This is a genomic window from Pseudomonas sp. StFLB209 (assembly GCF_000829415.1).
GTDB lineage: Bacteria > Pseudomonadota > Gammaproteobacteria > Pseudomonadales > Pseudomonadaceae > Aquipseudomonas.
In genome coordinates, this window is record NZ_AP014637.1 from 80997 (window position 1) to 93317 (window position 12321).

A 12321-nucleotide genomic window follows, 5' to 3' on the forward strand; every position below is an offset into this window, starting at 1 on the left:
TAACACGGCAGGCTGACCACTGCCGCACAACGAGCATTTGCTCCACCCGCCCTGGCGCGCATAAGATGCGAACAGTTCCCAAAGAGTACTTGCTCTCATGTCAACCTTGGACGACGCCTACTCACAGCAGGTGCTGGGCTATTACACCGCTCATCACGGCTGGATTCATGCCTGGCTGAACAAGCGCCTGGGCAATGCCAGCGATGCGGCGGACCTGGCCCATGATGTGTTCGTGCGCTTGCTGGCCCGGCCACGGCAGTTCGACAGCGACAGCCATGCACGGGCCTATTTGCACACCATGTCGCGGCATGTATGCGTGGACTTCTGGCGGCGCCGCGAGGTAGAGCATGCATGGTTCGAGGTGCTGGCCAGCAGACCGGAAACCTACGCGCCCTCGGAAGAGCATCGGGCGGTGATTCTCGAAGCGCTGCAACAGGTCCACACCATGCTCGCCAAGCTGCCGCCCCGAGTGGCCGAGGCTTTCTTGCTGGCGCAGCTCGATGGCCTGACCTACCGCAAGATCGCCGAGCAACTGGGCGTCTCGCAACGCACGGTGACCAAATACCTGGCCCAGGCCATGTTCCAATGCCTGTTGCTGGAAGTAGAGCTGGATGAAGCCCTCGTCTGAATCACTGGACCACGCCGTTCTCAAACAGGCTGCGCACTGGTACGCGCGGTTGCAGGCCGAGAACGACCCGCACCTGCACGCTGACTGGCAACGCTGGCATGACCAGCACGACAGTCACCGGCGTGCCTGGCAGTATGTCGAGCGGATCAGTGCGCGCTTCTCGCCCCTGCAAGGCGAGCGCGACACTGCACGGGCCACGTTGGCCGGGGCGCGGCAAGTACGGCAGAGCCGGCGTAATCTGTTGCTGGGCCTGGCGCTGTTCGGCGGTGCAGCGCTGCTGGCGCGGCTCGGCTGGCGACCGCTGGAACAGAACCTGCTGGCCTGGCGTGCCGATCAGCGCACTGCCGTGGGTGAAGTTCGCGCCCTGCGCCTGGATGACGGCACACGCCTGTGGCTCAACAGCGACAGCGCCCTGAACATCGCTTACACCGCCCAACAGCGGGTGTTGCAACTGGTGCGCGGCGAAGTGCTGATCGACACTGCCATGGATCCTCGCCCGTTTTTCGTCGACACTGCCGAAGGCCGCTTGCAGGCACTCGGCACGCGCTTCAGTGTGCAGCAGGAAACCACCGACACCCGGCTGAGTGTGTTCGACGGCGCGGTAGCGATTCGTATGGGCGACAGCGCCAGCATCGCCGCCGTGGTCAACGCCGGCCATGAACGGCGCTTCAATCGCGAACAACTGGGCACCGAACAACCGGTCAACGCCGGCCGGCAAAGCTGGAGCCGTGGCATTCTGCAAGCCGACAACCAGCCGCTGGCCGACGTCATCGCCGAACTGCGGCGCTATCACCACGGGCATATCGGCGTCGCACCAGAAGTCGCCGGGCTCAAGGTAGTGGGCACCTTCCCGCAGGACGACCTGCCGCAGACCCTGAGCATGTTGAGCAGCGCGCTGCCAATCCGCGTGGAGCAAACCTTGCCTTGGTGGATCAGTCTGGAAGCCATACATTGAACGTCATTTGAAAATTATTTTCATTCAGGTGTTCCTCTTTCGGCGGCTCATCCGAATTAGCTGAAAACAACCCACACACCATCAGCTAACAGGACCACCCATGTACCGCTTGCCCGCCGCCTCGTTACGCCCCCTGAGCCTGGCCATCGCCCTGGCTGTGCTCAGCCCGCTCAGCCACGCCGCCGAGCAGTACCGCCTGGAATCCGGGCCGTTGTCGACCCAACTCAACCGCTTCGCTGCCCAGGCCGGAATCTTCCTGGTCAGCGACGGCAGCCTGACCGAAGGCCAACAGAGCCGGGTGCTGGACGGCAGCTACAGCGTGGAACAGGCGCTGGCGATCCTGCTCGAAGGCAGCGGGCTGGAGGCGGTGAAGACCGGGGAGAAGCGTTACGAGGTACGGCCACGGGCAAACAGTACCGGGCTTGAGCTGTCGGCAGTGAGCATTTCAGGCAAGGCACCGGGGTCGATTACCGAGGGGACCGGCTCTTATACGACCGGGTCTACGAGTAGTTCGACGCGCTTGAACCTGACACCGCAGGAAACGCCGCAATCGGTGACGGTGATTACACGGCAGCGGATGGAAGATCAGAAGCTGGATGACTTGGCCGATGCGCTGGATGCCACAACCGGCATTGTGGTCAAACCTCTGGTTTACGGTGGCGATGCCCCCCAAATTCTTTCCAGAGGTTCAAGCATCAACAACTTCCAGATTGATGGTGTGCCCACCTCCTCGGCAATGGGCAACTACCTGCAAGCCACTGCCATGTATGACCGGATTGAAGTGGTGCGGGGTGCCACAGGTATCATGAGTGGTCTGGGCAAACCGTCGGCGACCATTAATATGGTCCGCAAGCGGCCAACCTTCGACCCCCAGGTATCCTTTACCGCCGAAGCCGGCAATTGGGACCGCTATGGCAGTGGCGTTGATGTCTCCGGTCCGATGACAGACAGCGGTAATGTGCGAGGACGCCTGGTTGCCGACTATAAGCATCAGCACGGCTGGACCGACAACTATGAACAAGAAAGGGTCACGCTGTACGGCATCAGCGAAATCGATTTGAGTGATGACACGCTGCTCACGCTCGGCTTTAGCAACATTGCCAAGAAAACCAATTCCCAGGCCGCGTTAATGCCAATGCTCTATAGCGACGGCAGCAAGATCGATTTAAAGCCTTCAGATATAAAAACGCCAGACTGGGCATTTTACGATCACGACCTCACCAGTTTCTTTGCTTCCATAGAGCACACGTTCGGCTCGGGATGGAGTATCAAAAGCGAGCTTTCCCACGCACGGTATGAATACGAAAGCCTCTATGCTACCTCTACGGGGGCTATCAACAAGAGCACGGGAGCCGGTGGACGCCTGCTAAGCCCCTATTGGGTCAATACGACAGAACAGGAAAACCTGGACACTTATCTGACCGGTCCGTTTTCACTGCTCGGACGCGAGCATGAATTCATTGGTGGTGTAACCCTGACAAACATCCACGCCGATGGCAGCAACTACACCATGGTCCCTTCGACCTACCTGATTCCCACTATTTTCACATGGGCCGATGACACACCAAAACCGCACTATAACAAGACAGGGAAAACTGACCGCCACGAGCATCAGTACAATGCCTACATGAGTTCCCGCTTCCACCTCACCGATAGCACAAGCCTACTGGTCGGCGGACGCCTGACAGACTGGAAAAACAACAATGACACCCTGACCCTGTCGACAGGCCGAGTAACCAAGAGCCGCAGCCGGGAAACAGGAATCTTCACCCCCTACCTTGGCCTTGTGCATGCTTTGAATGACACGTGGTCGCTCTATGGCAGCTACACCAAGATCTTCCAGCCTCAGGATTCGCTGGTCAGCCAATATGTAACTTCTCCAGAGCCGGAGGACGGTACCAGCATCGAGGCCGGTATCAAGGCCAGCTTTCAAGATGGCCGGCTCAATTCCAGCCTTTCGCTGTTCCGCACCAATCAGGACAATCTGGCGGTATGGAACAACGCCAGCAACGGCTACGAAATGTACAACAACACGGCAACCGAAGGTGCCGAACTCGAATTCAACGGCGCACTCGCAGAGGGTTGGAACTTCAGTAGCGGCTATGTCTACAGTGTGACCCGCAACGATGAAGACCAGCGGATTATCACCCGTGCACCACGGCACAGTTTCAAGACGTTCACGACTTATCGCCTACCGGGAGACCTGAGCAAGTTTACCGTCGGCGGTGGATTCAACTGGGAAAGCAAGACCGGCGATGACCTGAAGGTCATGCATCAAGGCAGTTATACCTTGGTCAATCTGATGGGCCGTTACGAGATCAACCAGCATCTTTCGGTCTCCGCCAACATCAACAACCTGTTTGACAAGGAGTACATCATCTCGGCCGGTGTGCGCGGCTCGTACGGCATGCCACGCAATTTCATGACCTCGCTGAAATACACCTACTGACTTGCAACACCCGCGCTACCTTTACAGATTTCTCATGCCGTCAGTCGGCATGGGAAACCTGTGACGAAAAAACCGTCAGCCATTCACTCACTCAACCAATGCGGTTTGCGAGGAAAACCGATGTGATAGACCAGCCCTTGCACAGATTCCTGCCGCCCTGCGACATCCACCATCGACAGGGTTTTCTCCAGACCGATAATCCAGCCTCTGGGCGAGTCGCTCAAACAACGATTGAGCAGCTCAATCTGCTGTTCACTGGCCTCGTCGATCTGAGGACCGGATGTTTCTGCCGTACCGATCACTATGCGCTTGACGAAGCGAATCTCTTTCAGGTCTGACATCGGCTATCTCCTTGGCGGGCTGTGCGCTGTGATCACAACGCTGACCACAGCATAAACCCATCATTCATGGTTCCGTTAACAGATGAAAGCGGAGTGCCACATCACACCAATGAGCCAACGGCCTGCTACAACGCCCTGCCCAAAAACCCCGCAGTCCGGCTTTCAGTACACCGCGCCACATCCCGCGGCACACCGCTTACCACCACCTTCCCGCCAGCATCCCCGGCACCGGGGCCGATATCGATCACCCAGTCACTCTGGGCCACCACCCGCATGTCGTGTTCGACCACCACCACGGTGTGCCCGGCATCCACCAGCCGGTTAAGTTGCACCAGCAGGCGGTCGATGTCTTGCGGGTGCAGGCCGTTGGTGGGTTCGTCGAGGACGTAGAGGGTCGCACCGCGGGCGTTGCGTTGCAATTCGGTGGCGAGTTTGATGCGCTGCGCTTCACCGCCGGACAGTTCGGTGGCCGGCTGGCCGAGGCGCAGGTAGCCCAGGCCGATGTCCTTGAGCACTTGCAGCGCGCGGCGTGGTGCGGCCTGTTCGGCAAACACCTCGTAGGCCTGGTCGACGGTCAGTTGCAGCACTTGCGCGATGTTCAGGCCATTCCAGCTGACGGTCAGGGTCTGCGGGTTGTAGCGGGCGCCGTGGCAGGTCGGGCATGGCGCGTAGACGCTGGGCATGAACAGCAGCTCGACACTGACGAAGCCCTCGCCTTCGCACTTTTCGCAGCGGCCCTTGGCGACGTTGAACGAGAACTGCCCGGCATCGAAACCCAGCGCTTTGGCTTGCTCGGTGGCGGCAAACAGTTTGCGGATGTGGTCGAACAGCCCGGTGTAGGTTGCCAGGTTCGAGCGTGGCGTGCGGCCGATGGGTTTCTGGTCAACCTGTACCAGACGCTTGAGGCCGTCGAGCCCGGCGCTGATCCGGCCGCCGGTGGTCTGTTGCGGTTCGTCCTCCAGGCTCTGCTCGGCAGCGTCGGTCGGCGCTTCGCTGTGCCCCAGGTGTGCACCGACCAGCTCCAGCAGCGCCTGGCTGACCAGGCTGGATTTGCCGGAGCCGGAAATACCGGTGACCGAGGTGAAGCAGCCCAGCGGAAAATCAGCGCTCAGGTCGTTGAGATTGTTGCGGGTGACGCCTTCCAGGCGCAGCCAGTCTTTGCCCACGCGCGGCGTGTGCCCAGCCTGGACGGCAGGGCTGAACAGGTAATGCCGGGTGCTGGAGGCCTCGACCTGCGCAAGGCCCGCTGGCGGGCCGCTGTACAGCACCTGGCCGCCCTGTTCGCCGGCGGCCGGGCCGACATCGATCAGCCAGTCGGCACGGCGCATGGTGTCCAGGTCATGCTCGACCACGTACACCGAGTTGCCCGCCGCCTTGAGGCGTTGCAGGGCTTCGAACAGCGCCTCGCTGTCGGCTGGGTGCAGACCGGCTGAGGGCTCGTCGAGCACGTAGATCACCCCGAACAGCTGTGAGTTGAGCTGGGTGGCCAGGCGCAGGCGTTGCAGCTCACCGGACGACAACGTCGGGGTGCTGCGCTCCAGCGCCAGGTAGCCCAGCCCCAGGTCGATCAGGGTGGTGATGCGTTCAAGCAGTTCCACAGCGATGCGCTGCGCGGCCAGGCGTTTTTCCATCGAAGAATCCGGCTCGTCCTGTTCCAGCCAGTCCGGCGCGTCGACCCGCTGCAGCAGCGCGGCCAGTTGTTGTAACGGCAGCTGCGACAGCGCCGCGATATCCAGCCCGGCGAAGGTGACGCTCAGCGCTTGCGGTTTGAGGCGTTTGCCCCCGCAGGACGGGCACGGGCTGGCGCGCATGTATTGCGCCACGCGCTTGCGCATCTGGGCACTCTGCGAATGCATGAAGGTGTGCAACAGATAACGCCGGGCGCCGCTGAAGGTGCCCTGGTAACTGGGTTCGAGCTTGCGCTTGAGGGCCTCACGGGTCTGCGCCGGAGTCAGGCCGGCGTACACCGGCACGGTGGGGGTTTCGTCGGTGAACAGGATCCAGTCGCGCTGCTGCCTGGGCAGGTCACGCCAGGGAACATCGACGTCGTAACCCAGGGTCACCAGAATGTCGCGCAGGTTCTGGCCTTGCCAGGCCAGCGGCCAGGCCGCGACCGCCCGCTCACGAATGGTCAACGACGGATCAGGCACCATCGACTGTTCCGTGACCTCATGCACCCGGCCCAAGCCATGGCACTGCGGGCAGGCGCCTTGCGGGGTGTTGGCCGAAAAATCTTCGGCATACAGCAGCGGCTGGCCGGCCGGGTAACGGCCGGCCCGCGAGTAGAGCATGCGGATCAGGCTCGACAAGGTCGTGACGCTGCCCACCGACGACCGCGCACTGGGGGTGCCACGCTGCTGTTGCAGAGCCACCGCCGGCGGCAGACCGTCGATGGCATCGACGTCCGGGACGCCGACCTGATCGATCAGCCGCCGTGCGTAAGGGGCTACCGACTCGAAGTAACGGCGCTGGGCCTCGGCATACAGGGTCGAGAACGCCAGTGACGACTTGCCCGAGCCGGAAACCCCGGTGAACACCACCAGGGCATCGCGGGGAATGTCGACATCGACGTTCTTGAGGTTGTGCTCGCGGGCACCGCGCACCCGGACGAAGCCTGAAAAAGCGGTCGATGGAGAAGCGGGCATCGGGGGTCCTTACTGCGACGGAATTTAAAAACAGTACTGTTCAGTCAGGCGCCCAAAGGCTGCGTCTGGCATGGCCCCTTCACGAGCAAGCTCGTTCCTACAGTGGCCCCCACAAAAGTTGTGGTGGTTATTCGAACGGTAGTGATTCGAAGGCTGAACGTTACTGTGGACCACTGCACCTTACCAAACGTTTACGGTTATCCACCAACACGCCGCTCAGGCCCTTTTGCTGGGTGTCGAACAGCACCAGCACGCCATCGATGCATTGAGCGATCTGGTTGGCCGGGGCCAGGCTGGCAGAATATTGCTCGCCGGGAATGGTTTTGAGCATGGTGTAGTCGTTGAGCAGCAGCGCATCTTCAGGCTTGGCGAAGTGCAGGTAGCCGTAGTACCCGAGGCAGGCGACGGTGCCGGCGATGCTGGCAACGCCAGTCAGGATGATGGGGATGAGGTTGCGTTCCTGGGTCATGGGTGTGCTCGAAAATGAGGTAACTTCTGTTTACCGGGCAATCACAGACAATTGCTCCGTGCCACCATGACAGTGTTTTGCCTGAACATCCCTGAGCGACATCAATAGCTCACGGCTTTTCAGGTGCGGGCGGATAGTTGGGGATTTCCCCCAGCCGGCGCAGGCCGTTGAAATGCTGGGGGTCGTCGAGGTAGCGCAGCAGCACCTGGCGCCAGGTCGGGTCGGCGAAGGTCTGTACATGGCCGCCGCGGGTCAATTGCAGCACCCGGGGCAAGGGCGCGGCTTTGTAAAGGGCCAGGCCGTTGTCCAGCGGCACGATATCGTCGTCCATGCTGTGGAACAACAGCATCGGCGTGCCCTTGAGCCGGGCGATGCTGTGGATGGCGCTGTCGCCGTCAGGGATGAACCACGACAACGGCCGCTTGAGCGGCCAGGTCAGCCAGGAGGTGCCAAGGGCATGGCGGGCCACTTCACGGTAGCTGGCCGGGACGCCATCGAGAATCAGCGCCTTGAGGCGGCTGCGTTGCTCTGGATGCTGCGCCAGATAATGCACGGCCAGCGCCCCGCCAATGCTTTGGCCCAATACGATACGCGGCTGGCCCTGGGTTTCTGGCGCGTTATCCAGCCAGGCAAAGGCGGCATCGAGATCCTGATAAATGGCCGGCAGGCTCGGCTCGCCTTCAGACAAACCATAGCCGCGATAGTCGAGCATCAGCACCTGATAACCCTGCTCCGGCAGCCACCAGCTGCCACCCAGGTGCCAGGCCAGATTGCCGCCGTTGCCATGCAGGTGCAGCACCGTGCCCTTGACCGGCACACCCGGTTTGGCCGGCAGCCACCAGCCGTGCAGGCGCGTGCCGTCGGCGGTGGTGAGGGTCAGGTCACGGTATTCGAGGCGGGCCTTGTCGGGGCTGAACGGCAGGCCGCGCTCGGGGTAAAACAGCATGCCGCTGCAACCGCCCAGGCACAGCAGCAGGACCACAATGCCGATCGCTTTCAAACTCACCATCCTTTGTCGTACGAGCGGATTCATCCGCGAAGCAGGTCCCGAACCCCTCCAGCTCAGAGGATGTTGGAATAATCTGCTTCGATCCGGTCCAGGCTCAAATGGTTCAGGAAGTTGGAGAAGCACATCCAGGCTGACAGGGCGTTCATGTCACGGAACTGATCAGGCAGGTATTTGGGCGCGACCACCAGGCCTTCATCCACCAGTTGGCGCAAGGTACGCATGTCTTCCAGGGTCGTCTTGCCGCAAAACAGCAAGGGCACCTGTTCGAGCTTGCCTTTGCGTACGGCCAGCTGAATGTAGTTGTAAATCATGATGAAGCCCTTGAGGTAGGACAGATCCTTGGTGAATGGCAGCCCGTTTGGCGTCGAGCCACGGAACACCCGGCTGGCGTTGCCATAGCTGTCGGCTTGGCTAAAGCCCTGTTCACGGTAGAAGTCGTACACCTGCAGGAAGTCCGCGCCCTCCTCGGCCATGTGAATGGCGCGGGTGCGGTTGGTCAGCTTGCGCAAGCGGCTGGGGTAGGAGGCAAAAGCGATCACCTCCATGAGAATCGCCAGGCCCTCCTGGGTCACGGTCGACGAAGGCGGACCTTTGGACAAAAAGGTGCAGATCGGCTGGTTCTGGCCATTGAGGGTGGTGCCGACATGCACCAGCCCCTCGTGGACTTCCAGGGCGCGGACATCGCGCTGGTTGAACATCGCATCGGAACGGATCTTGATGTAGTCGGCGCCGGCGGCGGCGTCGGCCACAATGCCGTCGGACTCGAACACCCGCACGGTCTCTTCACCCTCACCGAACACCCGGTTCAGGCGCTGTTGGAGAATCTCCACGGCGTCCTTGGCGGTCAGGGTCTTGGGTTCGTCCTTGAGGTCGCCGCGCCCGGCAATGTTGTTCAGGTAACCGGAGAGCATCACCCCCAGGTCGGACAGGGTCGGGTCGCCGGCATGAAATGCGTCGGACGCCGCGCCATACAGCTCTTGGGAGATCAGGCCGAAATCCGCCGTACCACGCGCTTCAAGCATACGAATGACCATGCGGTATTCGCGGCACATGCGCCGCATGATCTGCCCCACCGGGTTGAATTGCCCCAACTGGCGGGTGACATCGCGCTCGATGTTCTGGAATTCCTGCTTCAGCGCAGCAGAGTCGAAGCCCAGTGGCCGGCCTTCGTAATAAGCGCGATCGACTGCGGGCAGCTCTTTGCCCTTGGCGGCCAGAAAGCCCTTGCGCACACTGTCGTCCCACTTCACCGCATCGAGCACACGGATCGGCGTCTGCGCCGTGACGATCCGGTCCGATAAGCCACGAATAGTCTGCTGGTACTCGTCCACCCGGTACTCCTTGATCCTGATGTTGACTTAAAAACTACCTGCTGGCTGGGCGCCTACGGCGCTACGCGCGCCATTGCTGCGTTAAAAACAGGCTGCCTCTCCAACGTTTTTAAGTTTCTGCTAAGCCATTGCGAGAAACAGACGCATCTGACGAGTCAGAATAGCCAGTCGCTGCCCGTTCGGCGGGTCATTGAGACCGTGCAACAGGCCCTGATATTCCATCCGCCGGATCATGCCCGTCAACACTTCAGCGTCCTGCTGCGGCTGCTCCGAACCCAGCACCTGAAGAAACTGGCAGGCACCGCGAAACAGGATCTGCTGGTGATCAGCGACCAACAGCGCCAGGCGCGGGTTGATCAGGGCTTCAAGGTAAAAGGCATGCTCAGCGATCAGTTGATCGCGGCGGGTCAGTAATTGATGGTCGATGTAGTCGTGGATCATGCGGGCGATCACGTCGGCGACACGCTGCCGGTCGTGAGGGCTGCCGTCGTTGCCGGCGAGCAAATCGCGCAGGATCACTTCGGTGTTTTGCCACAGCCGCGCCAGGTAGGCGGCACTGCGTTGCACATATTGCGCGAAGGCATCGTTGAGCAGGTCATCGATGTCTTTGAAGTAGTAGGTGGTGGCTGACAGCGGCACATCGGCCTCAGCGGCCACCGCCCGATGCCTGACCCCACGTACACCGTCACGGATGACGATACGCATGGCAGCATCAAGAATGTCCTGGCGCCGCTGCTCGCTACCCCGCCGACTGGCCTTGCGGCCCTGATAGCGGACGTTCTGAGCGACGGCGCTGGCGACGTTGGCAGGTCCTTGGGTGGCGTCATTCACCACGGTTCTCCTTGAATCGTAGCGCGGCGGCCTTGGTGCCATTCGCGGCTAAAGCCGCTCCTACGGCGTACGCCGTAGGAGCGGCTTTAGCCGCGAAACCGACTTATGCCTGTGGACGCATGTGCGGGAACAGGATCACGTCGCGGATCGACGGCGAGTTGGTCAGCAGCATGACCAGACGGTCGATGCCAATGCCTTCACCGGCGGTTGGCGGCATGCCGTATTCCAGCGCACGTACGAAGTCGGCGTCGAAGTGCATGGCTTCGTCGTCGCCGGCGTCCTTCTCGGCCACCTGGGCCTGGAAGCGGTCAGCCTGGTCTTCAGCGTCGTTGAGCTCGGAGTAGGCGTTGGCGATTTCGCGGCCGCCGATGAACAGCTCGAAACGGTCAGTGACGTTCGGGTTGTTGTTGTTGCGGCGCGCCAGTGGCGACACCTCGAACGGGTATTCAGTGATGAAATGCGGCTGCTCCAGCTTGTGCTCGACCAGCTCTTCGAAAATCATCACCTGCAGCTTGCCCAGACCTTCGTGGCCCAGCACCTTGGCACCGGCCTTTTTGGCGATGACGCGGGCTTTATCGACGTCTTGCAGGTCGCCTGCGGTCAGCTCAGGGTTGTACTTGAGGATCGAGTCGAACACCGACAGGCGCACGAACGGCTCGCCGAAGTGGAACACCTTGTCGCCATACGGCACGTCGGTAGTGCCCAGTACCAGCTGCGCCAGCTCGCGGAACAGCTCTTCGGTGAGGTCCATGTTGTCTTCGTAGTCGGCGTAGGCCTGGTAGAACTCAAGCATGGTGAATTCAGGGTTGTGCCGGGTCGAGACGCCTTCGTTACGGAAGTTGCGGTTGATCTCGAAGACTTTCTCAAAGCCACCGACCACCAGCCGCTTGAGGTACAGCTCCGGCGCGATGCGCAGGAACATGGCCATGTCCAGAGCATTGTGGTGGGTTTCGAACGGCTTGGCCGCCGCACCGCCAGGAATGGTCTGCAGCATCGGCGTTTCGACTTCCAGGAAGTCGCGCTTGGCCAGGAAGCTACGGATGTGCGAGATCACCTGCGAGCGCACCCGGAAGGTGTTACGGGTTTCGTCGTTGACGATCAGGTCAACGTAGCGCTGGCGATAGCGCTGCTCGGTGTCGGTCAGGCCGTGGTGCTTGTCGGGCAGCGGGCGCAGCGACTTGGTCAGCAGACGCACGCTGGTCATCTCGACGTACAGGTCGCCCTTGCCGGAACGCGCCAGGGTGCCTTCGGCAGCAATGATATCGCCCAGGTCCCAGGTCTTGACCTCGGCCAGGGTTTCTTCGGACAGGGTCTTGCGGTTGACATAGACCTGGATGCGCCCGGTCATGTCCTGGATCACCATGAACGCGCCACGGTTGAGCATGATGCGACCGGCAACCTTGACGGGAATCGCAGCCTCGGCCAGTTCTTCCTTGGTCTTGTCGACATACTGTTTCTGCAGGTCGTTGCAGTAGTTGTCACGGCGGAAGTCGTTGGGGAAGGCCTGGCCCTTGGCGCGGGCTGCGGCAAGCTTTTCCTTGCGCAGTGCGATCAGGGTGTTTTCTTCCTGTTGCAGGTCTTGCGATTCGGTCTTGAGGTCGCTCATGTCGTAATTCTTTCCATCAGGTGTTCGTTGCCCCTGCGGGCAGGGCACGCGATACCG

Annotated in this window: 10 protein-coding genes; 3 read left to right on the plus strand and 7 right to left on the minus strand. The window is 61.1% G+C overall.

All coding sequences use genetic code 11. From position 1 onward, the window contains the following. Window positions 1–97: 97 nt before the first annotated feature. From PSCI_RS00325 to PSCI_RS00335, 3 genes are all read left to right on the plus strand, one after another. Window positions 98–628, plus strand: coding sequence for a sigma-70 family RNA polymerase sigma factor (locus tag PSCI_RS00325; RefSeq protein WP_045481261.1), 531 nt, complete (start codon window positions 98–100; stop codon window positions 626–628). After that, complete coding sequence (locus tag PSCI_RS00330; RefSeq protein WP_045481264.1) at window positions 612–1583, plus strand: FecR domain-containing protein; 972 nt, start codon at window positions 612–614, stop codon at window positions 1581–1583. The genes PSCI_RS00325 and PSCI_RS00330 overlap by 17 nt, the downstream gene beginning before the upstream one ends. Before the next feature lie 100 nt (window positions 1584–1683). Next, on the plus strand, window positions 1684–4032 hold the full coding sequence (locus PSCI_RS00335; protein ID WP_045481267.1) for a TonB-dependent siderophore receptor: 2349 nt from the start codon (window positions 1684–1686) through the stop codon (window positions 4030–4032). A gap of 83 nt (window positions 4033–4115) precedes the next feature. On the opposite strand, the gene PSCI_RS00340 is transcribed toward PSCI_RS00335, so the two are convergent. The 7 genes from PSCI_RS00340 to lysS form a co-directional block, all read right to left on the minus strand. Next, a complete protein-coding gene (locus tag PSCI_RS00340) occupies window positions 4116–4373 on the minus strand; it encodes a hypothetical protein (RefSeq protein WP_045481270.1) in 258 nt (85 codons plus the stop codon). Between the two features lie 125 nt (window positions 4374–4498). Further along, the gene (locus PSCI_RS00345) at window positions 4499–7018 is read right to left on the minus strand and encodes an excinuclease ABC subunit UvrA (RefSeq protein ID WP_045481272.1); all 2520 of its coding nucleotides are present in this window, start codon (window positions 7016–7018) and stop codon (window positions 4499–4501) included. A 160-nt stretch (window positions 7019–7178) separates the two neighbouring features. After that, a complete protein-coding gene (locus tag PSCI_RS00350) occupies window positions 7179–7487 on the minus strand; it encodes a hypothetical protein (RefSeq protein WP_045481275.1) in 309 nt (102 codons plus the stop codon). Window positions 7488–7596: 109 nt separating this feature from the next. Next, window positions 7597–8496: an alpha/beta hydrolase gene (locus tag PSCI_RS00355; protein WP_442965438.1), complete on the minus strand. Its 900-nt coding sequence runs from the start codon at window positions 8494–8496 to the stop codon at window positions 7597–7599. Between the two features lie 53 nt (window positions 8497–8549). After that, window positions 8550–9827: a flavohemoglobin expression-modulating QEGLA motif protein gene (locus tag PSCI_RS00360; RefSeq protein ID WP_045481280.1), complete on the minus strand. Its 1278-nt coding sequence runs from the start codon at window positions 9825–9827 to the stop codon at window positions 8550–8552. Window positions 9828–9947: 120 nt separating this feature from the next. Continuing rightward, window positions 9948–10700: a TetR family transcriptional regulator gene (locus PSCI_RS00365; RefSeq protein ID WP_045481282.1), complete on the minus strand. Its 753-nt coding sequence runs from the start codon at window positions 10698–10700 to the stop codon at window positions 9948–9950. A 61-nt stretch (window positions 10701–10761) separates the two neighbouring features. Continuing rightward, window positions 10762–12264 carry a lysine--tRNA ligase gene (gene lysS, locus PSCI_RS00370; protein WP_045481284.1) on the minus strand — a complete coding sequence of 501 codons (1503 nt, stop codon included), beginning with the start codon at window positions 12262–12264 and terminating at the stop codon, window positions 10762–10764. Window positions 12265–12321 lie beyond the last annotated feature (57 nt).